The 25,997-nt window shown below is 56.9% G+C and carries 25 protein-coding genes and 1 pseudogene; 16 read left to right on the top strand and 10 right to left on the bottom strand.

Annotated elements, in window-relative coordinates; all coding sequences use genetic code 11:
• Nucleotides 1-4: 4 nt before the first annotated feature.
• The 4 genes from AB1L30_RS08385 to AB1L30_RS08370 all read right to left on the bottom strand — a co-directional run bounded on the left by AB1L30_RS08385 (nucleotide 5) and on the right by AB1L30_RS08370 (nucleotide 5,099).
• A complete protein-coding gene (locus AB1L30_RS08385) occupies nucleotides 5-898 on the bottom strand; it encodes a PHB depolymerase family esterase (protein ID WP_367012966.1) in 894 nt (297 codons plus the stop codon).
• 20 nt (nucleotides 899-918) lie between these two features.
• The gene (locus tag AB1L30_RS08380) at nucleotides 919-1,896 is read right to left on the bottom strand and encodes a CNNM domain-containing protein (RefSeq protein WP_367012965.1); all 978 of its coding nucleotides are present in this window, start codon (nucleotides 1,894-1,896) and stop codon (nucleotides 919-921) included.
• 4 nt (nucleotides 1,897-1,900) lie between these two features.
• The gene (locus AB1L30_RS08375; protein WP_367012964.1) at nucleotides 1,901-3,157 is read right to left on the bottom strand and encodes a CNNM domain-containing protein; all 1,257 of its coding nucleotides are present in this window, start codon (nucleotides 3,155-3,157) and stop codon (nucleotides 1,901-1,903) included.
• A 67-nt stretch (nucleotides 3,158-3,224) separates the two neighbouring features.
• Nucleotides 3,225-5,099 carry an ABC transporter permease gene (locus AB1L30_RS08370; protein WP_367012963.1) on the bottom strand — a complete coding sequence of 625 codons (1,875 nt, stop codon included), beginning with the start codon at nucleotides 5,097-5,099 and terminating at the stop codon, nucleotides 3,225-3,227.
• A gap of 272 nt (nucleotides 5,100-5,371) precedes the next feature.
• On the opposite strand from AB1L30_RS08370, the gene AB1L30_RS08365 reads away from it, so the two are divergent.
• The 8 genes from AB1L30_RS08365 (at nucleotide 5,372) to AB1L30_RS08330 (ending at nucleotide 15,316) form a co-directional block, all read left to right on the top strand.
• Nucleotides 5,372-5,908, top strand: a complete 537-nt coding sequence (locus AB1L30_RS08365; RefSeq protein ID WP_367012962.1) for an RNA polymerase sigma factor — start codon at nucleotides 5,372-5,374, stop codon at nucleotides 5,906-5,908.
• Nucleotides 5,909-5,929: 21 nt separating this feature from the next.
• Nucleotides 5,930-6,514: a hypothetical protein gene (locus AB1L30_RS08360; protein WP_367012961.1), complete on the top strand. Its 585-nt coding sequence runs from the start codon at nucleotides 5,930-5,932 to the stop codon at nucleotides 6,512-6,514.
• A 30-nt stretch (nucleotides 6,515-6,544) separates the two neighbouring features.
• Complete coding sequence (locus AB1L30_RS08355) at nucleotides 6,545-7,234, top strand: hypothetical protein (protein ID WP_367012960.1); 690 nt, start codon at nucleotides 6,545-6,547, stop codon at nucleotides 7,232-7,234.
• Between the two features lie 68 nt (nucleotides 7,235-7,302).
• Nucleotides 7,303-10,065, top strand: a complete 2,763-nt coding sequence (locus tag AB1L30_RS08350) for a DUF1549 domain-containing protein (RefSeq protein WP_367012959.1) — start codon at nucleotides 7,303-7,305, stop codon at nucleotides 10,063-10,065.
• Between the two features lie 138 nt (nucleotides 10,066-10,203).
• The gene (locus tag AB1L30_RS08345; protein ID WP_345087519.1) at nucleotides 10,204-11,505 is read left to right on the top strand and encodes a DUF1501 domain-containing protein; all 1,302 of its coding nucleotides are present in this window, start codon (nucleotides 10,204-10,206) and stop codon (nucleotides 11,503-11,505) included.
• Nucleotides 11,506-11,573: 68 nt separating this feature from the next.
• Nucleotides 11,574-12,080 carry a hypothetical protein gene (locus tag AB1L30_RS08340; RefSeq protein WP_345087521.1) on the top strand — a complete coding sequence of 169 codons (507 nt, stop codon included), beginning with the start codon at nucleotides 11,574-11,576 and terminating at the stop codon, nucleotides 12,078-12,080.
• 247 nt (nucleotides 12,081-12,327) lie between these two features.
• Nucleotides 12,328-13,890 carry a DUF697 domain-containing protein gene (locus AB1L30_RS08335; RefSeq protein WP_367012958.1) on the top strand — a complete coding sequence of 521 codons (1,563 nt, stop codon included), beginning with the start codon at nucleotides 12,328-12,330 and terminating at the stop codon, nucleotides 13,888-13,890.
• Nucleotides 13,874-15,316 carry a GTP-binding protein gene (locus AB1L30_RS08330; RefSeq protein WP_367012957.1) on the top strand — a complete coding sequence of 481 codons (1,443 nt, stop codon included), beginning with the start codon at nucleotides 13,874-13,876 and terminating at the stop codon, nucleotides 15,314-15,316. Before AB1L30_RS08335 ends, AB1L30_RS08330 begins: the two co-directional genes overlap by 17 nt.
• Here the strand turns inward: AB1L30_RS08330 and AB1L30_RS08325 are convergent, their stop codons facing one another.
• Nucleotides 15,317-15,739 carry a DUF1801 domain-containing protein gene (locus AB1L30_RS08325; protein ID WP_367012956.1) on the bottom strand — a complete coding sequence of 141 codons (423 nt, stop codon included), beginning with the start codon at nucleotides 15,737-15,739 and terminating at the stop codon, nucleotides 15,317-15,319. It abuts the gene before it with no gap.
• 263 nt (nucleotides 15,740-16,002) lie between these two features.
• Between AB1L30_RS08325 and AB1L30_RS08320 the strand changes: the two genes are divergently transcribed.
• Nucleotides 16,003-16,926 (top strand): sugar phosphate isomerase/epimerase, encoded by a 924-nt coding sequence (locus AB1L30_RS08320; protein ID WP_367012955.1) that lies wholly within the window; start codon nucleotides 16,003-16,005, stop codon nucleotides 16,924-16,926.
• 38 nt (nucleotides 16,927-16,964) lie between these two features.
• Nucleotides 16,965-17,738, top strand: a complete 774-nt coding sequence (deoC, locus tag AB1L30_RS08315) for a deoxyribose-phosphate aldolase (protein ID WP_367012954.1) — start codon at nucleotides 16,965-16,967, stop codon at nucleotides 17,736-17,738.
• Here deoC and AB1L30_RS08310 read toward each other — a convergent pair.
• Nucleotides 17,732-18,445 (bottom strand): DUF1559 domain-containing protein, encoded by a 714-nt coding sequence (locus tag AB1L30_RS08310; RefSeq protein ID WP_367012953.1) that lies wholly within the window; start codon nucleotides 18,443-18,445, stop codon nucleotides 17,732-17,734. The genes deoC and AB1L30_RS08310 overlap by 7 nt on opposite strands.
• 165 nt (nucleotides 18,446-18,610) lie before the next feature.
• Between AB1L30_RS08310 and AB1L30_RS08305 the strand changes: the two genes are divergently transcribed.
• The 3 genes and pseudogenes from AB1L30_RS08305 to AB1L30_RS08295 all read left to right on the top strand — a co-directional run bounded on the left by AB1L30_RS08305 (nucleotide 18,611) and on the right by AB1L30_RS08295 (nucleotide 20,503).
• Nucleotides 18,611-18,964, top strand: coding sequence for an IS5 family transposase (locus AB1L30_RS08305; RefSeq protein WP_367012952.1), 354 nt, complete (start codon nucleotides 18,611-18,613; stop codon nucleotides 18,962-18,964).
• Nucleotides 18,965-18,977: 13 nt separating this feature from the next.
• Nucleotides 18,978-19,442 (top strand): annotated as a pseudogene (locus AB1L30_RS08300) (IS5 family transposase); the annotation flags it as partial.
• Between the two features lie 50 nt (nucleotides 19,443-19,492).
• Nucleotides 19,493-20,503 (top strand): cytochrome c peroxidase, encoded by a 1,011-nt coding sequence (locus AB1L30_RS08295; RefSeq protein WP_367012951.1) that lies wholly within the window; start codon nucleotides 19,493-19,495, stop codon nucleotides 20,501-20,503.
• Nucleotides 20,504-20,509: 6 nt separating this feature from the next.
• Here AB1L30_RS08295 and AB1L30_RS08290 read toward each other — a convergent pair whose 3' ends face one another.
• A complete protein-coding gene (locus tag AB1L30_RS08290) occupies nucleotides 20,510-20,713 on the bottom strand; it encodes a hypothetical protein (protein ID WP_367012950.1) in 204 nt (67 codons plus the stop codon).
• A complete protein-coding gene (locus tag AB1L30_RS08285; protein WP_367012949.1) occupies nucleotides 20,706-22,121 on the bottom strand; it encodes a putative sulfate exporter family transporter in 1,416 nt (471 codons plus the stop codon). The genes AB1L30_RS08290 and AB1L30_RS08285 overlap by 8 nt, the downstream gene beginning before the upstream one ends.
• A gap of 347 nt (nucleotides 22,122-22,468) precedes the next feature.
• Here AB1L30_RS08285 and AB1L30_RS08280 point away from each other — a divergent pair, with 347 nt between their 5' ends.
• Entirely contained in the window at nucleotides 22,469-23,545 is a 1,077-nt protein-coding gene (locus tag AB1L30_RS08280; protein WP_367012948.1) for a phosphatase domain-containing protein, read from the top strand.
• Nucleotides 23,546-23,574: 29 nt separating this feature from the next.
• Here AB1L30_RS08280 and AB1L30_RS08275 read toward each other — a convergent pair whose 3' ends face one another.
• The gene (locus tag AB1L30_RS08275) at nucleotides 23,575-23,817 is read right to left on the bottom strand and encodes a hypothetical protein (RefSeq protein WP_367012947.1); all 243 of its coding nucleotides are present in this window, start codon (nucleotides 23,815-23,817) and stop codon (nucleotides 23,575-23,577) included.
• A 231-nt stretch (nucleotides 23,818-24,048) separates the two neighbouring features.
• The gene (locus AB1L30_RS08270) at nucleotides 24,049-24,990 is read right to left on the bottom strand and encodes a tetratricopeptide repeat protein (protein ID WP_367012946.1); all 942 of its coding nucleotides are present in this window, start codon (nucleotides 24,988-24,990) and stop codon (nucleotides 24,049-24,051) included.
• Between the two features lie 203 nt (nucleotides 24,991-25,193).
• On the opposite strand from AB1L30_RS08270, the gene AB1L30_RS08265 reads away from it, so the two are divergent.
• Nucleotides 25,194-25,619, top strand: a complete 426-nt coding sequence (locus AB1L30_RS08265; RefSeq protein ID WP_367012945.1) for a hypothetical protein — start codon at nucleotides 25,194-25,196, stop codon at nucleotides 25,617-25,619.
• Between the two features lie 93 nt (nucleotides 25,620-25,712).
• Nucleotides 25,713-25,964 carry a winged helix-turn-helix domain-containing protein gene (locus tag AB1L30_RS08260; RefSeq protein WP_367012944.1) on the top strand — a complete coding sequence of 84 codons (252 nt, stop codon included), beginning with the start codon at nucleotides 25,713-25,715 and terminating at the stop codon, nucleotides 25,962-25,964.
• Nucleotides 25,965-25,997 lie beyond the last annotated feature (33 nt).

Below are 25,997 nucleotides of genomic sequence, written 5' to 3'. Positions count from 1 at the left end.
GGGCTTAACCGTTCAATCGATACTGCTGAAAGAAGTTCCAGATCTCGGCATTCGCATCGAGATTGTGCGTGGTCGGGCCCAGCAGATCGAGCCGGCTTTCCTTGCCTGGCCAGGTATGCCCGCCCCCATGAATCTTAAGCAGCACCACCTCGGCCGAGCCTGGTCCAGTCGCCGCATAGGTGAACTTCTCGACGGAAGTTCCATCGTCGACGGTCACCGGAAGCTGCTCGACCGTCGGCGTTTTGTTGGCATGGTTGGCGGTTACCCAGTTTTCGATCGCGTGATCGACTGAGAAGAAATCGAGCTTCGATTTGCTTCGAGGACCAACGCCACCTTCCCAGCGAACAAACTGATCGTCGGTGCCATGCATGTGCAGCACCGGAACCGGTCGACTCGGGCTACAGGTATCGTTCCCCATCGTGCCGCCCACCGGGGCAATCGCGGCGAAGCGATCGGCCAGCCGGTCGCCCAGCAGGTACGACATCATTCCGCCGTTGGACATACCGGTCGCATAGATGCGTGCCGGATCGACAACCAATCGCTGCGGTAGATCGGCCAACAGTTCTTCGACAAAGTGGACGTCGTCCACTTCTTCGCGTTTGGCATAGCCGCAGCACATACCGGCATTCCACGTCTTCATCGTGGGAAGCCGACCGGTGCCATTGGGAAACACCGCGACGAATCCGGCGGTATCGCCGTAGTCGTTCATTTCGCAGAATCGCACCATCGTCGGGGCGTTCGACAGGCCACCATGGAAGATGAAGACAACGGGCCAGCCGTCAACCGGCTCTTCAACTTGTGTCGGAATGTAGACCCAGAATTCTCGCTCGCGCCCGTCGACATCGATCGTCAAACGATGCCGTCCCGGAGGCAGGGCTTTAATCGGTGTGGTTGCCATGGACTCTTTCGTGATCACTACTAAGCAGGCTGTTTCTTGGCGTCGAGAACGGCCCGTTGCAGTTGCTGCATGGTGACAATCCCCACAGCCAGGCCGCTGCGGCTGACGACTTTCGCCATCAATTCTCCGGAAGCATGCAGCTGGGTGATCGCCGAAATACAGGTATCGCTCGCCTTGATTTCAGGCAACGGATGATAGTTGCAGATGTCTTCTCCGTTCCCCATATACAAGTCGCAAATGCGAATGTATCCAATGGGGATCGTACGCTTCCCTTCCGTTTCGACAATAGGAATGACCGACAGCTGCTTCCGCTTGGCGACCCGCAGGATATTGTTCACCTTGGAACCAATCTTGGCGGTCCATACTCGAGAAAGAGGGGTCGAGACCGAGGTCACGCGGCGATTGGCGACTCCAAACACGCCCTGGGCGACACGCCGTTGGGCTTTATTCAAAATGCCAAACTCGCCTCCTTCTTCCAGGAAGTCTTCCAGTTCTGTACGTGCCAACGCCAGGCGAACTGTTTCCGGCGATTCCCCCAGAAGCTGCTGCAGCGCTCGCCCTAAAACCCACAGCAAAGCCGAGCAAGGCGCGAACAGCACGGTGAACAAGAAGAAGATCCAACCGGTGCGCTGTAACAAAAAGTTGGGAGCCCGATAGAAGAAGTACTTCGGCAACAACTCGCCATAAACAAACAGAACCGGGGCCATCACCAGCGGCAACACCATTTCCGCCGTCCCGCTGCCAGGGAAGACATCTTGCGTGAACAACACGATCGACAACGACACCATGTAGTTGGCCAGGTTGTTGCCAATCAGGGTGGTTGCCACAAACAGTGCCGGATGGTTGGTTAGGAACAATAAGAACCGAGACAGCCAGTTTCCACCCAGACCATCGAGCACCAACCGCACGCGCGTGACGCGATAAAACCCTGTCTCTGAGCCGCTAAAGAACGCACTTAAAAGCACGCCGAGGAAGAACAATATGGCAACCGTCATCATCCTATTAACTCTCCTCCGGTAGAAGCGTTAAACGGACGAGGATGTGTCCCTCGGAATATTGCTCGATCACCTCGAAGTGGAACGAGCCCCAGTCGACTTCGTCTTCCACTTCCGGGATGCGTTCCAGTTCTTCCTGCAGAATCCCGTTAATCGTGGCGTGCCGCGTTTCGGGAAGCTCTCGATCGAAATGCTTCGACAAACGGCGCACGCTGGTCATGCCAGAAACCAGGTAAACCCCTGGCTCGACTTCTTCAAACGTCTTCCGCTGCAAGATCCGCTCGCTGCGTCCATGCGAGTACGAGAAGATCGTCTCCATCAGGTCGCGAAGCGTGATCACACCGATCGTTTCGCCCAGTTCGTTGACGACGGCAGCGACTTCGTTCTCGGTCGACAGCATCTGTTGAAAAACTTCGGACGCCTTGGCACACCACGGGAAAACGAGTACTTCTTGGGCGAATGTTTCGAGGTTTTCTTCCGGCAACTCGGTCGCGTCGATCAAATTGATCGCGCTGACCACGTCATCCCCTTGCTCGTCGGCGATCAGCAAATAGCCGCTCGGGGTCATCTCGCTATCGAGATCTTTGAGCGAAACCGGCGGCTGAAACATCTTGAATCGCATACGTGGCCGCATCATTTCCTGGGCCAGCGAATCGGACAGACTGACGATCCCTCGCAGTGCCATCTCTTCCTGTTCGAGCACCGTGCTGCTTTGCATCGACATCTGAATCGCACGTTCGAGGTCCGATACCTGCATGTAAGGCTCCGCCTCGAAACGGGGCCAGATCAATCGCTGCGACAGCGTGCTCACGCCCCGCATGATTGGTCGAATCGGGTCGACCATCCGCACCGCAAAGGCGATCGGTACCGCCAGCAGCGCGGCCAGGGCTGGGGCTCGCAGCACGGCGAGACTCTTGGGCAACATTTCGCTGAAGAAGATGATCACCAGCAACGAGACTGACGAGAAAATCGTCGCGTAGGTAGTCCCGGCCATGTCGGTCAGACGTATCCCCACGATCGAAGCGACCGCGAAGTAGGCCACGTTGATCATCAGGTTCCAGAACAGCACCGCCGAGAGAAGTCGATCTGGATCGTTCAGCAATGCCGCGGCAGCACGCTGCGCGGTGGTTCCACGACGGAATCGCTTTCGGTCTTCCAGCTTCAGATAGAAGAACGCCGCTTCCGAAGCGGAGAACATTCCAGAGGCGGCGACCAACAGCAGCATTGCCACCAACCAAGGTGCAATGGCCACAATGACGTCCAACCCGCCGCTCCTTTCCGACTACATAATCCTGGTGCGAATCTACGACCTCCATGCGTGGGAGGCGTGACTAATCTTCGTCGTTGCCTGACCGTCGGCCAACTTCGATATCGAAATCGCTGAGGGCCGGAATCATCATGGCAATCGTGGTGAACCCGTAGGCAACGGCGGTGGCAATCGCCACTTCAAATCCCTTGCCCAGCAGGAAGCTGACAATCGCGAAGAACGAAATGCCCGGGAGCAATAACGTCGCCATCAAGATTGCCGGCGACGGATTGCGGTGCCCGATCGCCACGTACAAGCCCAAGCCACCCCCGGCGACAAATCCCAAAAACGGGAAGAGCTGGAAGTGGAACGACTCTGTAAAGCTGATCATCAGCAAGATACACGTTATCACGCCGAGAAACAAAAAGAAGACCGTCCCCAAACTCACACCAATGGCAGTTCGGCTGTTGGCGTAGGTCATCCCGCAGTGCAGCCCCAGCATCGTGACGAAGAAATTCATCACCGTCAGGCCGGCAAACAGAAACAGGAAACTATCCAGCTGCATCGCCCCAGCGAACCACAGATACCCGGTCACGAGCAGCGGAGCCAGGATCATCTCGCGGGTCACCCACATCACGCCCCACAGCTTGCCAAACGTGAATTCTTTCGGGGTCAGGTCGGTCACCAGCAACAAGTCGAGAGCTTGCCCGTCACGCTCGTTCGTCACCGAAGTTACCGCCAAAGCGTTCACAATCACCAGGCTGATCAGGTACAGCGGAACCACGCCCCAGGCGATCGGTGGAATGGTCGTCCCGAGTTGATCGCCTCGATAAACGGCGGTGCCCGAAGCGACCATCGCGTACAGCATATAGGTCGCCGCTGCCGCCAGCATCAAGTACACAAACTTGATGATCAGCACCTTGCGGCCATAGGCCCAGGTCTGTGTCTCGCGCCACAGAATCGGGTTTTCCCAGACTTTGCGGTGGTCTTGTTTGACTTCAGTGGTGCGGGCATCGACGTGCCCGGAGCGAAGTTTTTCGTTCGAAGCGTTCTGCGAGGCGGCCGCGTCGATCTTGGCCATGTCGTGTTCGGCGCCCCAGATGCTTTCTTCAAGCTGCTGGGCTTCCATATCCTTACCACGACGAGTCTCACGCGATGGATTCCAGACACGCACCAGGGCAATCGCGATGCCGTTCATCACGACAATCCCGATCGTCATGATCACCACGTGCAAGCCAATAATCCCACCAATCGCCGCTAAATTGCCAGCCGACGAAGGAAACGGATTGGCCGCTTCCATCACCGCCCAGATCGGATTCATCGCCGTGCCCCATTGGGCGGCGGAAATCCCGAACAAGCGATCAAAGAGAACTCGCTGCGAGACCACCACGCTGAAACCAAGCAGCACGGTGATCAGCATCGCGGTCAAAGCCAGCGTCTGGAACGTCTTTTCTCGCCACAAAGCGATCGTGCTGCCGATGCTTCCAGCCGCCAGGGCGGTGATGAAGGTCACCAGCAGGACGCGCAAGACCTGGCCGGTCGAAACACCGCCGAACAGAAACAGGGCACAAAAGACCGGGGCCGCGGCCATGATCAGCGCAAAAACGTTGATCAAACTGGCCAGCATCTTACCGAGAACCAGCTCGGAATTATTCAAACGAGTCATCAGCAGCAAGATCAGCGTCTTGCGGTCTTTTTCCTGGGCGACCGCACCGGCAGCGCTAAATGCCGCAAAGAAAATCACCAGGCAAAGCTGAATCGGGGCCAGAATATGGAAGATACTCGCTCCGAAGCGGGCCATATCTCCAACACTGGCAATGACTTGCGTTCCCGCCAAGACAAGCCAGGCGGTGCACATCAATAGAAACAGAGCCGCCACGTAGACAGCTCGGTAGACGTAAAACTTGCTGCGACGCGGAGTTACCGCCGCTTCGCGAGTAAAAACCGGACCAATAAACAAGTCCAGACTCCCAAAGGGGTTACGCACATGCGAGAAAAGGATCCATTATAACACGAGCCGCTTAAGCGAAACCCATCGCAACTTTCCCAGGTTCAATTTAAGCGAATCTTCCTATTCCGGAGGGCGGCTTAAACTCACCTTCCCTCCTCCATATTACTTGCTCGTAACTTTTTTGGATCGTCTGGCCATTTTTAGACAATAACCGATCCGGCTTATTCCTCTTATCTACAGAGCTGTCGCGGAACGCTCGCGGCACTAGGACTTACAAGGCTTTGACTTCACCTGCTTCTCACCGGCTCACCGAAGCCGACATCGCCGCACTGCACCAGTTGCATGCGGAAGAGCTGCGCAGGTTCCTGATCGGTGTGGTCGGTGAAGCCAACTTGGCCCAAGACATCGTGCAGATCGCTTTCCGCAAGCTGCTGGAAGTCGGGCACGAGACCCAGGCCGAGAGCCGCAAAGCCTGGCTGTTTCAAGTTGCTTACCGTGAAGCCCTCCATCATCGCAGGCGAAACGCGACGCAGAAACGCATTCTGCAGCAACTTCACCAACAGCCTCGCACCGCCCCGGAAAGTCCTGCGGCAGACGACTCGATCGTCCGCCAAGAGACTGCCGAGTCGGTCCGGCAAGCGATCGAGCAGCTTTCGCCAGATCTCCAGCAGATTGTGCGAATGCGAATATACGAAGACAAGACATTCGCCCAGATCGCCGAGGAACTTGGCATCCCCCTGGGAACCGCACTGGGCCGAATGCGAAACGCCATGAACCGGCTCCGCGAAAAGCTGGCTCGGGCACAAGGCGAAGATTAACCCCCAATCGGGCATCGATTCATGAATTCTCACGTCAACCAGAACGATCCTTCGGCGGACGACGACCGCTTCTTCGAGGCGGTACGCTACCTCCTCGACGAGATGTCGCCCCCGGAAGCGGAACAGTTCGAGTCGCAACTGGCCGAAGACCAGTCGCTGCGAGAGCTTCTGGCCGAAGCGGTCCTGCTGACGGAAACAACTTATCAGGCGATTGTGCCTCAATCCGTTCCAATGGAGCCCGTCCAGGTCGCCTCACCGCAAGATGCGGCTCCTTGGAACGGCTATGTGTGGGGCATTCTGGCCACGCTGGCCGCCAGCCTGGTTGTGGCAGTCACCCTGGGAATTTCGCACTTCGGTGGCGACACTTCGTCCGATCTGACCGCCCTTTCCCCCAACGAAATGAAAGACGTTCAGGTCGCGGCCGCCTGGGTCGAGAACATCGAGTCACAAACGACCGAACTGGATGGCTTGTGGGAAGAACCACTCGCCGACGAAACCGACTCGCTCGACCAGCTTCTGGCCGGCTCTACCGACAGCCCACCATCGTGGATGCTGAAGGCGTTGGCCGCCCAACAAGAAGACGATCCTATCGCCCCGGCGATGTAAGTTCCCTCGAAACATGATTTGCTTTTGCTCATGAAGAATGCCTCGTTCCTGCCACGATCTTTCGCCTCCTTCGGCCTCGCATTGCTGGGCACGATGTTGATGGCGTCGTTGACGATCGCCCAGGAAAAGACCGAACAGAAAATCACTTCCCCGGTTCGCTCGCGAACAACCCCTGTCACGTCCGGTTCTCCGAACGCGCTGCCACCACGCCAGATCGCTCAGGGTGCGGAAAGCAGCGACTGGAAGATCACCGCGGAAGAACGTAAGCGTCGCGAAGAAGCTGCGTTGGCGTTCGCTCGCAAACATCATCCAGCGCTCGAGAAACTTCTGCGTCAGTTGCGTGGTATGGATCAGAAGGAATACGGCAAAGCGGTCCGCGAGTTGTATCGCGTCAGCGAGCGTCTCGGCCAGATGGAAGAACGCAACCCATACCTGTACGACATCCAGTTGCAACTGTGGAAAGCGAGTAGCAGCGCGACGCTGTTGGCGGCTCGCCTGCAGTTGAATCCCGGTGATGAAGATCTTCGCGACGAACTTCGCAAGGCACTCGAGCATAAGCTCGCCACGCAGAAGCGAGTCAGCGAAGAAGAACTACGTCGAGCCGAAATTCGGGTCGAACGCTTGAAACAAAATCTTCAGCGACTCGACCAGGAGGGTTCAGCGCTGATTGAACGCCAGATGCGTCAACTCGATCCCAATCGTAAACCGGATCGCAAGTAAGTCGCGTCATCCACAAAGCCCCTATTCATCTCGTCCCATCACTCAACCACGCGAAGGATAGCAACCCAATGCACGCCACGTTCGCTCGCCACATGCTGGTAACGCTGACCGCTTTTGCGTTGTCCACTTCCGCTGCTCGGCTGCAAGCCGAAACGTTGACTGGCACCCAGCCAGGCGCCGAGATCTCGCCCAACATCATCGACCGCTATACACCGGCCGACGTGACCGAAACGCCTGACTTTCAGAAGCACGTGATTCCGCTGCTGGGACGCTTGGGCTGCAATGGCCGTAGTTGCCATGGTTCGTTCCAGGGACGGGGCGGCTTCATGTTGTCGCTGTTCGGTTACGACTTCAAGGCAGACCATGCCGCCATGACCGAAGGCGAAGCTCCACGTGTGGACCTCGAGAAGATCGACGACAGCTTGATCATCGCCAAGCCAACCGACGAAGACATGCATGAAGGTGGCCAGCGATTTGAAATCGATAGCTGGGAACACCGCATCCTGCACAACTGGATCAAATCAGGTGCGAAGTTCGACGAAAAAAGCGTCGCCGTGCTCGATCACCTCGACGTTTCGCCAGAAGAAATCGTCTTCAACAACCCGTCCCAACAAGCTCCGCTGACGGTGATTGCCGTCTGGGCCGATGGTTCGCGTGAAGATGTCACGCCACTCTGCCGCTTCACCACCAACGACGAAGCCGTCGCCGCGATCGACGAGAACGGCAAGGTCAGCAGTGGCGAGCCAGGCGACACGCACGTCGTCGTCGCCTACGACAAAGCAGTGGTTGCCATCCCGGTGATTCGCCCGGTCAGCAAGCTGATCGGCGACAACTATCCGGCCGTTCCCACCCCAACCAAGATCGACCAATTGGTTGTGCAGAAACTACGTAAGCTGGGTGTCGTGCCAAGTGACATCTCGTCGGACGAACAGTTCCTCCGTCGCGTAAGCCTCGACATCGCCGGCACGTTGCCAACTCCGAAAGAGATCGATCAGTTCCTGGCCGATCAGGATCCGGACAAGCGAGCCAAGAAGGTTGACCAGCTTCTCGAAACGCCTGCTTACGTGGCCAAGATGACCACGCTGCTGTGCGACATCACCGGCAACAACGATCAGCAATTGGTCAACGTTTCGCCGATGCGAACCGGCCCAGCTCAGGAATGGTACGACTGGATCTACGACCGCGTCGCCAAGAACGAATCGTACGACAAGATCGCGGCCGGCATCATTCTCGCTCGTAGTCGCCTGGAAGGGGAAAGCTACCGCGAGTACTGCGAAGAAATGAGCGACCTGTATCGTGATGGCGGCACGTTCGCCGATCGCGAGTACATGACGCACTATTGGGCTCGTCGCGAGTTCCGTCAGCCAGAAGAACGTGCGATTGCGTTTGCCTATGCCTTCATGGGCGTTCGCATCCAGTGTGCCCAGTGCCATAAGCACCCCTTCGATGTCTGGTCGAAAGATGACTTTGATGAGTTCAAGACGTTCTTCACCGGTGCCCGCTTCACGGCTCAGCCACCACGGTTCGATGCCGAAGCGTTCGCTGAATACACCAAGATGATCGAAGAACTCGACATCGACAAAGAACTGCGAGGCAACCAGCAGCGTCGCGAGTTCGCCAAGAAGCTGGAGAACGGCAAGACGGTTCCTTTCCCGGAACTGGTCGTCACGCCAGTTCGATCGACCAACGCCAACAAGAACGCCAAGAACAAGAAGAACCGCAACGGCATCGCCGCTCGTTCGCCAGAAGCTCGTGTTTTGGGTGAAGAAGCGATCGACCTTCGCGACTACGAAGACGTTCGCGAGCCGGTCATGGATTGGCTCAAAGAACAAGACAACCCTTACTTTGCTCGTGCGATCGTCAACCGTATCTGGGCAACGTACTTCAGTGTTGGCATCGTTCACCCAACCGACGACTTGAGCCTGGGCAATCCGCCGAGCAACGAACCGCTGCTCGACTACCTGGCCAAGGGCTTCATCGCCAACAACTACGACCTGAAATGGGTTCATCGCGAGATCGCGACCAGCCGAACCTATCAACTGTCGTGGACGCCGAACGAAACCAATCGTCTCGATACCCGCAACTTCAGCCGAGCGATTCCTCGCCGCCTGCCTGCCGAAGTTGCTTACGACATCATCCAACAGGCCATCACCGGTGATAAGGGTATGGAGAATTACCTGACCGATATCGACAACCGGGCGATCGCCATCCCCGGCACTCGAATCAATGGCAGTGCTTCCTACCCGCTGCAGATCTTCGGTCGTAGCGAACGGGCCAGCAACTGCGATTGCGACCGGAGCGAAGAAGCAACGCTGCTGCAAACGGTCTTCCTGCAGAACGACTTTAGCCTGCACAGCTCGATGGCGAACGGTAACAGTTGGATCGGTGAAGTCGAGAAGTCGATGAATCCGAAGCTCGACAAGCGTTCGACTCAGTCGCAACAGATCCAAGCCCAGATCAAACGTCTGTACGAAATGATGGGCAAGGGTCGCGATGCACTCCAACGCCTGGAAGCCAACGGCAATAAAGAGAAAATCGCGGAAGTTCGCGAACGTCTGGCCGCCGGTAAACGACGCCTGGAAGTTCTGCGGAAGCAACTCGCCAAAGCGAAAGCCAGCGAAGAAGAAGTCGCCCAGGCAGCTCCTTCCTCGTTTGAATCCCCCGCCCAGATGGTCACCCAGGCCTATCTGCGGACCCTGAGCCGTCAGCCCAACGAAAAAGAGATGACCATTTCGCTGTCTCACTTGAAAGAGGCAGACGATCCGGTCGACGGTTTGCATGACCTGATGTGGGCTCTGCTCAACACGAAAGAGTTCATCGTCAACCACTAGTCGGTTTGAACCGGTCGGTCTGCAACAGATCGGCCGGGCCCCGCGATAACCTCGACATGCCTCCGCCAGCGCCGGCATGCCCCGTAACTTTCGACGAAATCAAAACACCCAAAATCGAACTCGTAAGGATCACTGGTTATGCCGATCAATCAAACGTGTGACGGAGTACGCCGCCGCGACTTCCTGAAAGTCGGTGTTATGGGCGGTATCGGGATGAACCTGGCTTCCTACATGTCGATGGCCGAAGCAGGTGCCATCGCCGGCAGTGGCAAGGCGAAAGCTGGCATCTTCGTTAACTTGAACGGTGGCCCAACGCATATCGACACGTTCGATCCGAAGCCCAACGCTCCGAGCGAATACCGCGGTGAGTTCAACCCAATCAAGACGAACGTGCCTGGTATCGAGATCAGCGAGCATTTGCCGAAGCTGGCCCAACAGGCCGACAAATATGTGATTCTGCGTGGTGTTTCGCATACGCTGGCTGCCCATCAACTGGGTACTGAGTACGTCAATACCGGAACACGACCGATCGCTTCGCTGCAGTACCCAGCGTACGGTTCGATCGTTACGAAAGAACTCGATTCGCCCGAAGATCTGCCACCATTCGTGGCCATTCCACGAAGCTCGCATTCGGCTGGCTACCTGGGCGTGAAATACGCTCCCCTGGCCACCAACAGTACGCCCAAGCCCGGTCAGGCTTATTCAGTGCGCGGGATAAGCCTGACCGGCGGGCTGACTATCGACACCGTCGAACGTCGCCACAAGCTGCTGGCCCAATTGGATCAGACCTTCGCCGGTTTTGAATCGGACGATCAACTGCTGGATGGTCTGGATCGCTTCAGCCACCAGGCCCACGCGATCATCACCTCGAAGCGTGCTCGCGATGCCTTCGATGTCGCCCAGGAAAGCCCTGCGTTCGCCAAGGACTTTGAAGCCGACGACTTCAGCATGAGCTGCTTGCTGGCGATTCGTTTGATCGAGAGTGGCGTTCGCTTCGTCACCATCACCAATGGTGGCTGGGACACGCACACCGAGAACTTCACCCGTTTGAAGGATAACCTGCTGCCAAAGCTGGACAACGGCCTGGCCGCACTCTTCAATGGACTGCATACCCGTGGCTTGCTCGATTCGACCGGCGTCTTTGTAACCGGCGAATTCGGTCGTACGCCGAAGATCAACGGCCGTGGTGGTCGCGATCACTACCCACGCTGCATGACCATGCTGATGGCTGGCGGGGGTGTTCGTGGTGGTCAGGTGATCGGCGAGAGCGACGAGAAGGCCACGCTGCCCAAGGATGGAGAAGGAATCAAGCCAGACGATGCCGCGGCTTCGTTCTTCTACAACCTGGGTATCGACCACACCAAGGAATATCACACCAACACCGGTCGCCCGATCACGATCGTGCGCGACGGCAAGGTCATTCGCCAGCTCTTCTCGTAAGAGAACGGCCGGCCGCCCCCGCTTCTGACTTTGTTACTTTTCCCTACCCTATCGGAGTCCCGATCGTTATGTCCCGTTGTCACACCCTGTTGATGTTCGCCCTGGTGGCGATCCTGTCTGTTGGTACCGCCCTGGGTGCCGACGAAGCCAAGCCCAAAAAGAAGAAGCAGGAAGGGGGCAAAGCTGCCCAAGCCGGCATCTTCGCTCGCGTCCAGAAGCTGGACCTGACCGCCGAACAAAAGGAACAGGTCGCCGCGATCCAGAAGGAATTCGGCCCCAAGCTGCAAGAGCTGACCAAGGCCGTTGGCCTGACCAAAGAAGACCGCCAGGCCCGGATGGCTGCCATGAAGGAAGGCAACGAAAAGGGTCTCAAGGGCAAAGAACTGCGTGAATTCGTCGAGGCCAAGGCCCCGCTGACCGATGAGCAGAAAGAAGCCCAGAAGGCTGTCAACGAGCTGAACGGCAAGATCCGTGAGAAGCTGGCCGGCGTGCTGACCGAAGAACAGAAGAAAGAACTCGGTTTGGGCGGCAAGAAGAAGGGCCCAGGTCCGAACAAGAAGAAGAAGCCTGAATAGGCTCTTCCCCGAACCATTGCCTGACCGACGATGGCTAAATGTCGCAGTCGTTCAGGGTCGATCCCCAGGCGGACCGGACACGTTTCGGTCCGCTTTTTCGTTTCTTGGGCTTAATATTCCCAAGAACTGACAAAATCGGACCGAAACCGAGGTTGTCGGGGTGGCCCCCCGTTGGCGATGATTTCCCTCGACGCGTAACCTAAACTATTCCATGAATTTCCTTCGCCATATCCTCAAGCGATTCGCTATGCCCACCCCGTGGAAAAACCAGGGTCTTGGACTGATTGTGTTGCTGGTCCTGATCGGGCTGGCCATGATCTACGTCCCTGGCTGGGTTGCCGGAATCATCCGCGAAGGCAACGACCTCGGGACGGTCGGCAAATGGATCTACTTCTCGATCGTCGGCCTTGGTGCGGCAATCTTACTCGGCCTGGCTGGCTGGGGAATCTGGAAGCTGGTCCATGCCAAGATCCGCAAAGATCATCGCCGCGAAATGCGAAGCCGCAGTCCGCATGAACTAACCGCCGATCAGCGTCGTTCAGAACTGCAAGAGAACCTCGACAGTATCAACGATCTTCGCGACGAGATGTCCGATGGCGACTTCCGCGATCTGATCGATCCGATGATCGACCGCATTGAAGCCAAGCTCGAAGGTGGCAACCTCGAGATCATCGCCTTCGGCACCATCTCGAGCGGGAAGTCATCGCTCCTCAACGCCCTGGCCGGACGCGATGCGTTCAGCACCGACGTGGTCGGCGGTACAACGGTTCGTCGCAACCAGGTCGAATGGCCTGGCAACAACAAGATTCAATTGATCGACACGCCGGGACTGGGCGAAGTCGATGGCAGCCTGCACCAAGAGATCGCGACCCATTCGGCCGAAGATGCCGATGTCGTACTGCTGGTGGTCGATGGCCCGCTGCGGCATAGCGAGTTCGAGCTCCTTGAACTGCTCGCCAAAATGGACAAACGGGTGCTGATCTGCCTCAATAAAGAAGACTGGTTCACCGATAGCGACAAAGCGAAACTGCTTCAGCAGATCACGCAGCAAACCAAAGACTTGGTCCAAGCTGAAGACATCCTCTCGGTTCGTTCGCGGACGACCAAGCGACGTCGAATCCGCGTGCTGCCCGACAATACCGAAATCGAAGAAGAAGTCGAAGTACCGCTCAGCATCGAAACACTTGCCCGGCGGATGCTGCAGGTCGTTAAGAAAGATGGTACCGACCTTTTGCTGGCTAACCTGTTGATGCAATCGCGTGGCCTCGTCGAGAAGGCTCGGCTCGAGGTGGAAGCCGCGATCGATCGCCAGGCGAATCAGTTGATCAATCGCTATATGTGGGCTTCTGGCGGAGCGGGTGCTCTGGCCAATCCCCTGCCCGTCCCGATGGTCGACCTGGCCGCTGGCGTGGCGATCTCGACCAAGATGGTCATCGATCTGGCGAAGGTATATCGTCAGGATGTCGACCTCGACGTGGCGGTCAACTTGCTCGGTCAATTGGGTAAACAGTTGATTGGATACCTTGGCGTGCAGATGGCCGCCCCGATCGTGACGATGGCCTTTGCCTCGCTGCTGAAGACCGTCCCCGGGATCGGCACCATCCCTGGTATGCTGCTCAACGGCATTGTGATGGCGATCGTGACCCGCTGGATCGGTAACGTTTTCATGATCTATTTCAAGAATGGTATGCAGGAACCGGAAGGTGGCCTGGCGGGTCTGGCTCGTCGGGAATGGGCAAAAGTAACCAACACCGAAAACCTGCGTAAACTGGTTCAGGAAGCCCGCGAACGTTATGTCGAACGAAAGTAACGACAACCCAACCTCCGAACTGCCCACGTCGTCGGCTCCACCGACCGATCAGGCTCCTGCTTTGGATTCAGCAAGCAGCGATGCGCTTCACGCGGACGATCGCCGCTACCTGGATGCCTTGCAGTCGGTTCGTCATACGCTCGATCGATTCCGCGGCTGTAGCGAGCAGGAAAAGGAACTTCTGCGGCGCGACTTATCGCAGTTGCAGACGATGGAAACCAAGCTGACCAGTGGCCGCGTCGAGATCGTTGTCTTCGGCGAAATCTCGACCGGCAAGTCCGCCTTGATCAACGCTTTGGTCGGCAAAGCAGTCACCCAGGTCGATATCCAAGGTGGTTGGACCAAAGAAGTCTGGCACGTGGCCTGGGATGGTGCCGGCTATCGCATTCCTGGGCTGGCAGACAGCGAAGTCGTGCTGATCGACACGCCAGGGATCAACGAAGTTGGTGGCGCCGATCGTGGCGAGATGGCCCAAGACACCGCTCGCCAGGCCGATGTGATCCTGTTTGTCATCGACTCTGACTTGAACGAGACGGAGTACTCGGCACTGGTCGCCTTGGCTTCGGTCAACAAGCCAATCATCGTCGTCCTCAACAAGATCGACCTTTACTCTCCTCGCGAACGAGAACGGTTGGACGAGATCCTGGAACAACGTCTTTCCGGGATCATTGCCAAGGAAAGCATCGTCGAGACTTCGGCCCAGCCGAAAGAAGTTGAGTACATCATCCAACAGGCCGATGGCACCGAACGGAGCGAATGGCGGAATCCTCCGGCCAAGGTCGAAGACCTGAAGCTTCGCTTGCTGGAAGTGCTGGAAGAAGATGGCTTGGGTCTGCTGGCTTTGAACGCGGCGATGTACGCCGCCGACAAATCGGACCGGGTCGCTTCGTTGAAAGTGAAGATCCGCGATCACCGCGCGAACCAAACGATCTGGAGCTTTGCCGTCGTCAAAGCGACCGCCGTCGCAGTGAACCCGTTGCCGGTCTACGACGTGATCGGCGGCAGCGCCGTGGATGTCGCCATGCTGCGAGCATTGGCACACATCTATGGGATCGAGATGACCTGGTCGAACATCGAGAAACTGGTGACCAGTATTCTTCAAGCGGCTGGTTGGGCAATCACGGCAGAACTGGGCACCCATGCCATCAGCTCGGTCGTGAAGACATTGACCTTGGGCTGGGGCACCGTGCTGACAGCCCTGCCACAAGGTGGTGCGGCCGGTTATGGTTCGTACATTGTCGGCAAGGCGGCGAAGTATTACTTCGAGCATGGTGCCAGCTGGGGCGATGAAGGCCCTAAGACCGTCGTCAAACGAATCCTGGAAGAGACCGACAAGAAGTCGGTTGTGCAAGGTTTGAAAGACGAGATCCAGAAGAAGCTGCACCTCAATCGACACGCCAGTGGCGGCAACGAAGCGCGTCGTTAGTTACCGCTTGGGATAACGCTGCTCCACTTCTTCAATACCTCGCTGAATCAATTGCTCCAGCACGTCGCGATCGACTTCCGCCAGCTTGCGGATGTATAAGCATCCCTTGCCAGTTTTATGCGTCCCTAACTGAGCCAACAGATCGGCATGCTGCAGGATATCGCACGATAGATAAATGCTGATTTGTCCTTTGCGGGGTGCGAAGCCTAGAATGGGAGAATCTCCTTCGCGGCCCGACTCGTATTTGTAGTGATACGAACCAAACCCAATGATGCTAGGCCCCCACATGACGGCACGTTCGCCGGTTGCGGCCCGCATCATTTTCATCAACTGCTTGCAATCTTTCTTCTGCTGCGAGTCTTCCAGGGCGTCGATAAACTTCGCAGCACTCTCCTTGGTTGGTTGGGTCTTATTTTCCGACATCGCTTCCCAAACTCCGTCACGGCTGATCACATCGTCGGCAACGTCTACGCCACCGATCCGGGGTCAGGTTTATCGTTAGCAATCCCGCAGTGGCAAACAACGACCCCAGGAGGAATCAAGATACCCCCTCGGAAACGCCAATTCCAATCATTTTCACGGGCGACAGATCTTTCGTCGCAACGCGAATCGACCAGGAACGTTCGTTATACTGAACCGACGCTTGGAATCGATCGACGCGATATACCCCAAGAGGAGGTCACACCATGATGCAACTCGGATTTGTCAGTGCCATTTTGCCAGATGCGAACCTGGAAACCGTCTTTGAAAAGGGCGCGGCCTATGGCTATGACTGCGTCGAAATCATGTGCTGGCCCGACCAGGGCCCCAGCCGGAAGTATGGGGGCATTACCCATATCGATGTCGCCAACATCAGCGTGGCCAAGGTAGCCGAAATCAACGCGTTGATTCAGAAGTATGGAGTAAGCATCAGCGCACTCGGCTATTACCCGAATCCTCTTTCCCCGCGTGAAGAAGAAGCTTCCCTCGCCGCCGGTCATATCCGCCGAGTAATCACCGCCGCCGCCGAGCTTGGGATCGGACGCATCAACACCTTCATCGGTCGCGACTGGACGAAGTCGGTGGAAGACAACTGGCCACGCATGCTGGAGATCTGGGGGCCGTTGGTCGAATTCGCGGAAAGCCATCAGGTACGGATCGGCATCGAGAACTGTCCCATGCTGTTCACCAAAGATGAATGGCCCGGCGGAAAGAACCTCGCGATTTCGCCCGCAATCTGGCGGAAGCTATTCACCGATTTGCCGAGCCATAGCCTGGGCTTGAACTACGATCCGTCGCATCTAGTATGGCAACAGATCGATTACTTGTTCCCACTACGAGAGTTCGCCAGTCGACTGGTGCATGTGCACGCCAAAGATGTCCGGGTCGACTATCACGCATTGAACGATGTCGGAACGTTTGCCTTGCCGACGGCGTTTCATGTGGACAAATTGCCGGGACTGGGCGAAGTCGACTGGGGGGCTTTTGTCGCGGCACTCAGCGCGGCAGGCTACAACGGCCCGGTCTGCGTGGAAGTGGAAGACCCTGCCTACGAAGGCTCGCTCGAAGACCGTTACCTGGCACTCAAGCAAAGCAGCCATTACCTGCGAAACTTTATTCCGCAGCGATAACCCCACGGAAGCTCCCCCATCACTGCAAAGGATACCCTATGTCGTATCGCTACGAAGACCTCGCGAAGATGATCGACCATTCGCTGCTTCACCCCACGATGACCGACGCCGAGCTGGAAGCGGGCTGCCAGGCCGCCGTGAAGTATGGGGTCGCTTCGGTATGCATCAAACCGTATTACGTCGCCCGGGCCGCCGAATTGCTGCAGGGCACCGGGGTGCTTGTCGGCACGGTGATTGGTTTCCCGCATGGCAGCAACCTGACCGAAGTGAAGCGATACGAAACCGAACTGGCCTGTCGCGATGGCGCCGTCGAAGTCGACATGGTGATCAATATCGGCAAGGCGATCAGCGGCGATTGGCAATATGTCCTGAATGATATTCAAGCGGTTTGCGACGAAGCCCATAAGCATGGGGCCAAGGTCAAAGTCATCATCGAGAACGACTACCTGAATCAAGGTGGCGCCGGTCTCGATAGCGATGCCTTGAAGCAGAAGCTTTGCCAAATCTGCGAAGCGGCGGGAGCCGACTGGGTGAAGACATCCACAGGCTTCGGCTTCGTGAAACAACCGGACGGAGCCTACAACTATCTCGGTGCGACCGAACACGACTTGCAACTGATGCGAGCGACTTGCTCGGAGGCGGTCGAAGTAAAGGCGGCCGGTGGTGTACGCGATCTGCCAGGATTGATTCGCGTGAAACAGCTCGGCGCGTCACGCTGCGGAGCAAGTGCCACGGCGGCGATTCTCGATGCGTACGATGCCGACAACGTGGATAGTGCTGCCGAAGGAAAACTGGGAGGCGGCGGCTACTGAGCGGCGGCCACCTCGCGCGAATCCTGTTGGCGTAGTTGCTCCAGAAAACGAAGCGTTTCGTCTCGCTCGCGCACGGTCACTTCGCTGCCGACTTCGAACGAGCGGACGATCTGATCTTGAATGTCCGCCAAGGATAGCCAGTTCGGAAACGGCTTCTCGAACAAAGCGACATCGCAGGGCTCCATCCAGTGAATGTCGCTTTGCTTCAGTTGCAGAACCACCATTGGGATCCCTTGGGGTAGGTAGTATCCGATGTGACCATCAGCGTCGCGACCTCCATAAGGCTTGGCTTCCAATGGTGCTTGAACCAAGGCGACATAGATGGTGTCCCTAGAGTCACCAGTTCTCGGCTCGCGGTAAAAGGTACTTACCGAAGCAGGATCTGAACCTTTCTCGGTATCAAGTCGTCTCGTCCCATCCGCCAAATCCTGGTTCTGAGGGCTATCCCAGGCGGTCGTCAAATCGTACTCATCAAAGAACGAGTTTTGCATCACAAACGGTATGAGCAGACTCCGCCAGCTATGCAGTAGATTCCCGTCTTGATCCGCGACGACGATGGGTGGCCCCGCGTCGAGAAAGGTATCTCGATAGTTGGGGATGGCGTAGCTAAATATCTGAGCGGTCTGCTTAGCCCGCGCGGCTTCTCTTCCTTCGCATCCAACGCAGAAGGCTAAGAGAAAAGCACCGACAATGATGGGGCGAGACATGAAAGCCTATCCGATAGAGGAAAAGATTCAGCAGCCACATGCTTTCTGGCATTGTACAATCAACGTGACATTCTAGGCTCTGTCAGAAAACGGTAATTTGACTTTCAATTCCGGACCTCCAACCGTTGAAGAGCACATTCTCTTTTCAACACACAGAGGTCCATCATGGCACGCCATTGCCTTACCGATGATCAATGGGAATTGATTGCTGGCATCTTTCCGCCGCCTGCTCGTACCGGCCGACCGCGAGTCGATCGGCGGATGGTTGTCGATGGCATTCTGTGGATTCTGCGAACCGGGGCTCCCTGGCGTGATCTGCCGGAGGTGTTCGGTAAATGGGGCACGGTGTACGACCTGTTCGCGACGTGGAACCAGGATGGAACGCTTAATGAAATCCTGGATCTGCTGCGTTCTGCTCATGTCGACGCAGGAGCGATCGACACCGAGTTGTGGTGTGTCGATGGAACGACCGTTCGAGCGGCCAGATGTGCTGCCGGAGCCGTGAAAGGGGGCGGATGAAGAGGCTAGCTGTGAAGCCTTAGGCCGCAGTCGTGGGGGATTTAGCACGAAGATCCACCTGCTGTGTGACTCGCATGGCCATCCTCTACACGCCGTTCTTTCGCCCGGCCAAGCCCACGAGTCCACGTGCTTGCAGACGCTGCTGGAAACGTGTGAAGTGCGCGACGATGAGGCGGACGAGTTCATCGCCCCCGTCTTTCTCGCTGGCGACAAAGGATACCGAGCCGAGTGGATCGACGAGTACCTGATCGAGTTTGGCATCTTGCCGATCATCCCCAGCAAATCGAACGAAGAGCGAGTTGCTCGACTGGTCGAGTTCGATAAAGCCACGTACCGAAGGCGGAACATCGTCGAGCGTCTGATCGGCTGGCTGAAAGAATGCCGCCGCATCCTAACCCGCTTCGAAAAGCGAGCGAGAAACTTCCTCGGTATGCTCAAATGGGCATTCATTCAGCGGTACTTGAAAACCATGTGTTGATAGGGTTTTCTGACAGGGCCTAGTTGATTTAATGTGGCCTATCTTCGCCTATGCCTCGCCTGATTTTATTGCTGCTGCTCGTATTGCTGCCAGAACCGGTGGCAACTTATGCACAGTCGACCTTCGTCAGCGACGTTCCGCTGGGGATCGACTGGATCATTGTTCCGGACGACAACCCACAGTCCGCGGCGAAGGTTCAGCTCGGGAAGCAACTTTTCTTCGACCCTCGGCTGAGTGGCAATGGCACGACCAGCTGTGCGACCTGTCACGATCCTAACCAAGGCTGGGCCGACAATCAGCGTTTTACGGCCGGGGCCCATGGAGAACCCACCGTGCGCAATGTTCCCAGCATCGTGAACGTTGGTTTGCATCGCACGTTCTTCTGGGATGGCCGGGCCCGTTCGTTGGAAGAGCAGGCACTTTCGCCTCTGCAGAATCCGATCGAGATGGATATCGATCTCGGCGTGCTGGAAGATCGCTTGAAATCGATCGGCGGTTATCGCCAGCAGTTCGAGGCGATCTTTCCGGATGGAGTAACCGCCCAAAATGTGGCTCGCAGCCTGGCGGCGTTTCAGCGAACGATCGTCGCGGGCGAGACCCTGTACGATCGCTTCCGTGGCGGGCACGCCGATGCGTTGGATGGCGAAATCGGTATCGGCAGCGGCTTGTTCTTCGGCAAAGCGAACTGCGGCAACTGCCACATCGCCAAGGTCTATACCGATCATCAGTTCCACAATATTGGCACCGGGCTCGATTCGTTACCGCAAGATCGTGGACTCGCGGATCAGACAGGCCGACAAGAAGACGTCGGCAAGTTTCGCACGCCCCTGCTCCGCGACCTGGCGTTGACGGCGCCGTACTTTCACGACGGCAGCAAGGCGACGCTAGAAGAAGTGGTCGACTTCTATAGCGAAGGAGGCGGTAAGAACCCGAACCTCGATTCGCACATCGTTCCGCTGAAGCTAACGCCGGAAGAGAAGAAAGCACTCGTCACGTTCTTGCGCGAAGGCCTTCGCAGCAAGCAGTATCCACAGGTCGAGAAGCCACAACTGCCGGAGTAAACGACGTTACTTCTGCGAATCGTCCAGGCACTCGAGTTCGGTATAGAACATCGCGGCCGGATTGATGCGGTGGGCTTCGAGGAAAGCTTCTCGCTCTTGAACGACCTTGGTCTGGGCGACCCGGGGCAAGACGATCCCCCAGATGCCTGCCATCACCAACGTGATCGCGGCCAAAGCGACCCAACCTCGGTAGTTACTTTCCTTAGCCACCGGCAGCCTCTGGGAAGACAATCTTAAACGCAAAATAAGCCATTGCCAGGGTCAGAATCAGATTCAAAGTTTGACCGCAAACGTACAGTACCAGCGGTTTGCCACCATGAAATTGATGGGCCAACTGACGGAAGTTTAAGTCGATACCAATGCAAACAAATGCCAGGCAGAACAACCAGCCTCGCAGTCCTTTGGTAACCGACGTGGTCGCTCCGACGAGCATCTCGCCTTGATCCGAGGACGCGTAAAGAACCGAAGCGATAATCGACGCCGCGACGAAGCCGAGCACGAACTTGGGGAAGCGTTTCCAGATTTCGCCGAGGCCGATCTTAGGAGCTTCGCCCCCTTCGGTTTCCACACGAGTCGTCCAGTAAGCAGCCACCCCGAAGGCTATGACGCCAATCAAGATGTTCTGAATCATTTTCACCGTCGCGGCAACTTCCAGGGCGGTCTCGCCGAGCAAACCACCTGCCACGGCAACGGCCCCGGTTGCATCGATCGTGCCACCAATCCAAGCCCCACCGACCACCTGATCAAGTCCCATCACTTCAATCAACGGTGGCATCACCACCATCATCGCGGCCGTGAAGCAGAGCGAGAGACCAATCGCGACCGAGAGCTCTTCCTTCTTGGCGTTACATGCCGCGGCGGTCGCGATCGCCGCCGAGACACCACACACCGACATATCGGCCGAGATAGTCATGTTCAGCGAAGCCGATTTCATCTTCAGCACGCGTTGGCCAAACCAGAAGGTCGAGATCAGCACGATCGGTGTCACCACCCAGGCAATCATGATCCCTGGCATGCCAAGTTCCATCAGGCGGCTGAAGAGCACTTCGGCCCCCAACAGCACGAGGCCTGTCTTAATGTACAGCTCGGTACGCATGGCGGCCTCGCCCATGGAGCCAAATGCCGACTTGCCGATGGTGTTGCCGATGATCAATCCGACCAGCAGCGCCCATAGCGCGTACTCGAGGTTGTAATTCTTAATGGTTGCCTGTCCCGCCAACAGGTAAGAGAGCGCCGCCAGCGCAAACAGAATAAGGAAGCCACCAATAAAGGCTCCTGGCTTGGCGAATGGTCGCATCACTGGGGCTATGGCGGTCATGAAGACTCCCAGGATCAACATCGCGCCCAACATGCCTGGCCAGGTCGTCTTCGGCTTCTCGGCCGTCCCCACAAAGGACTCGACGGGGTTCGCCTTCCATCCGCCGGGCTTGTCGACCCAACCCTTCAGCGGGCTGGTGATAGCGGTGACCTGGTCCCCTTCCACCTTCGGTTTGCCCATGACCATGGCGGCCGTAAAGCACATGGCCAGCAGCAAGATACCGACAATAATGGCGATCACATCCTCGGTGAGGCCTGGTTTGACGCTAACGGGTTCTACGGCGGTATCCGAGTCGTTCATGGCGGGCATTGGTCGAGGAAGGCATGAAAGGCGGGAAAAAGGGAGCTACTGGGAAATATAACCAAACCCGTAGGACTTCCCAACCCAACCCCCATATCACCGTAGTCTTCGGCGTCGATCACCACCTAGAAGAAATAGATCGCAGGAAATTGAGAAGATGAATGCGGTCTCAATGGCAAAGAATCTCTCAGAGATCGCTGCAAGGGATGCCTCGAATGGAGTAGAATACGTCATGGCCAATCCCCCTCGCCAGGCTTATGGGATTTCCGCACATGGCCTTTGGACCATTTGCGAGGGAAAGTAGCTTTGTTTTCTGGTTCGGTCAGGAGGTCCTTCGTAGGCAGCGCATGGTTCCCGATGAGACTGCCCTCAGCAACTTGAAGGACAACGAGCGCGTTGTGCTCTATCCTTCGTATGCCTATCCGGCGCCGGACGAGAGCGGCTGGATTTTGCAGGTGCATGGAACGGTCTTCGAGGCGGTTCCCGAGAATCTTGCGCGCAAAATCATGATCCGCCTGCTGGCCCGTATGATGGGGGCGAACCAGGAACAGCTCGAGACCAGCATCTTTCGCCAGCGGATCCTTGGCTTCACCGTCTATCAACATGGCGGCAAGCAGATCGCCGTGAAGATTGGGGATAAGGTCTATCAGCTGCGCGATAAGACCAAGAAGAATGGTCAGTTCCGGGGGAATATCTTCATCCCCAAGGAAGACGTCGACACGCTGGCCATGACCCTTGGAGCGACCCGTCATGTGCGGTATGCGATCCACTCGAAGCATGATGTGGCCACCCCGCTGGAAGGCCTCGTCCGATTGATCGACGACCAAGGTGTCTCGGTTATCTCCGATATTGACGACACCGTAAAACATACCGAAGTCTCGACCCGCAAAGACATGCTAGCCAATACCTTCCTGCACGAGTTCGCCACCGTGCCAGGCATGGTCGAGCTGTACCAGAAGTGGGAAGAGCAAGGCGCCGCGTTCCATTACGTGACCAGCAGCCCGTGGCAATTGTTCGAGCCGCTGTCCGATCTTTTCCGCGAGAAAGGCCTGCCGGAGGGATCGTTCCACATGAAGAGCGTCCGTTTCCGAGACCCAACCGTGCTGCAGCTTTTCATTGCCCGCCGTTGGGGCAAGCGCAAGGCGATCAAGCAACTGCTGAAGACCTTCCCAGGCCGCAAGTTTGTGATGGTGGGTGACTCTGGCGAGAAAGACCCTGAGACCTACGGGGCAATGGCTCGCAAATATCCGGACCAGGTCGCACGGATCTTCATTCGCGATCTGGGAGGCAAGAAGTCGTCTCCACAGCGATTCGCCAAAGCATTTCGCCGGGTACCCGAAGAGAAATGGAAGTGCTTTACCTGCGCTTCAGAATTGCAGGATTACGACATCCCCGAAACGGCGCCGACCAGCAGCGCCGAATAGCGACTTCTCCAAGCGACGTCTTATGTCGCTTACGACTGGGTGTAACCCAGTGAAGTGATGATCTCGTACATTTCTTCGTACGTGATGAACCGACGACGATTGCGAAGCTTGTACTGATCGATGGCCAATGCCAACTCTTGAGCTTTCGGCGACAACCCCTCGTGGCTATTGGTGAACTGACGGCGTTCGAACACCGGCGTTTCTGCTGGCGGTCGAGTGCTACGTCGATCGACAAAGGGAGCGGTCGTCACAGTGGCAGTTTGGTTCATCATGGACATCTCCGACTATCTGTCGTTTGTCTAGGCGTGCTCGGAAGCTATTTCCGGGGCTGGTCTTGAAAAACCTAGATTGCTCGTCCGCCATGTCAAACGTCCATGTTCCGACACGACATGCAATGCGGGGGTCACCGATTTCCTAACCTGCATAATCGATATAACCGTTAGCCTTCAGCAAGGCAAAGCGGAAATGGCGCAAGTTCGACTCACTCCAACCTAGCAGCGCTTTTAGCGCCGCATCGCCTGTTGGGCTTGCTGCCGATAGGCTGGCATCTGGCCGACCAACTGAATCGCTGGGGCGTATTGCGGGTCGGTTTGCAGAGCCTGGTTCGCCGCGTACTCGGCTCGGGCCAGACGACCAGCGGCCAGTTCGCATTCCGCCCAGACACACAACAGGTCGGCCGGCAAAGGCGTGCCATCGGCGATCTCGGCCAAAGTGTCAGCGGCTTCAAGATTCCGTCCAAGGTCTCGATAGGCGAGGGCCTGTTCGATGCCGACTTCGCTTGGCAAACGCTGCCCGAATTCAATCTGTTCGACCAAAGAGATGCATGCCAGCGATTGCCCTGGCTGTCCGAGGCGGCGATAGGTCGACGCTAACTTGAGCTGCACATCGCGATCAGGCCCCTCGCTATGCGTGGCAGCTCGAATGTAGGAAAGCTTCGCGCCGTCGAGGTCCCCACGCAGTAAAGCGAGGTCGCCTTGAAGTTGCCAGGCCGGGGCATGCTTCGGATCGCATTCGATCGACTTGTTGGCCGCGATGTGGGCTCGGGTCGGTTCGCCGGAGTCGAGATACATTCGGCCCAGTCGAGCATGGAGCGTCGGATCGTCGTTGGCGAGAGGAAGCGTGTTTTCGATTTCTTTGATGGCTTCGGCCTGCTTGCCGGTCTTCCAGAGGGTCTCAGCATAGTGAACGCGGGCCTGCAAATCGTAAGGGGCGTTCTGCTTCGCTTCCGCCAGATACTTCTCGGCGTTCTCCCAGTCGTCGCGGTGCATCGCTTGGACACCACGCTGGGTAAGCTGCCGTGCTTGCACGACCCGGTCGTGAGAAGCCTTGGCCTGGCTGAAGGTGCTACATCCACTCAGCAGTGCTAGCATACAAAGTCCCAGGACGATTTCGCTTCCGCGAAATGCACCAGGGCGTGCTTCCTGCGAGGATGGCTTCGAGATCATAAAGCTTCCAGCGATTCCGTTCGCTGCTTTGGACCAACTGGCAGAGACTACCAAACTGCCTCCGTTCGTCCTAGATCAGGCTCGGCAGTCTGGCTCAACCGCCGATAGGCAAATAGGCCGAACGCGTTAAAATACGGGAAATAGAACAGTTACCGCCAAGGCAGCATGCCCTGGTCACCCCCTCTTACGCATCGAAGGCTGCCGTGGTTGCCACTTACGACAATTTGGGCGTCAAGTTTTCGTACCCAGAAAACTGGCGAGTCACCGAAGATCAAACCAACGCCTGGCCGCGCAGTGTGTCGGTTCATAGCCCGACCGAAGCCTTCTGGACGCTGATGATCTATGAACCAGGCACTGAACTGGAAGCCCTGGTCGACGCGGTTCGCGATGCGTTGAGCGAAGAATACACCGATTTCGAGTCGGTCCCAGCCACGCAAAAGCTGGACGATGTCGATCTGATCGGCTGCGATCTGAACTTCTACTGCCTCGACTTCCTGGTCCAGGCCAAGATCCGCGCCCTTATGCTAGGCGTACGTCCGTGTGTGATCCTTTATCAGGGGGAAGATCGCGAATTTGAAGATCTCGATCCGGTCTTCAACGCGATCACTTACGACCTGATTCGTTCGTAGGCGAATACTGGAAATCGCACCTTTGGGTTAACTATAATCGACTCTGTTGGCGGATCCTTACATCTACGATTCTCAACTGAGGAGAGCCTCTCGATGTCGATTTCCACCGATCTCCACGACGATACGATGCAGAAAATCGGGGAAACCTCGGGGCTGGTCTGGTCGTATCTTGCCACCGAAGGTCCTGTCACCATTACCAAGCTGACCAAAGAAGTGGGCGAAAAGAAAGACATCGTCCTGCAAGCAGTCGGCTGGTTGGCCCGCGAGAACAAGCTGTTCTTCTTTGAGCAGGGCCGTAACAAGCTGATCGGCCTGATTGACGAACATTCGTCGAGCGAAGCCTAACCTGCCGCTCGATCTCGGCAGAGTTGTCGACCC

Source organism: Bremerella sp. JC817 (genome assembly GCF_040718835.1).
GTDB lineage: Bacteria > Planctomycetota > Planctomycetia > Pirellulales > Pirellulaceae > Bremerella.
The sequence above is the reverse complement of the archived record's forward strand: the minus strand, read 5'-3'. Positions and strand labels throughout refer to the sequence as shown.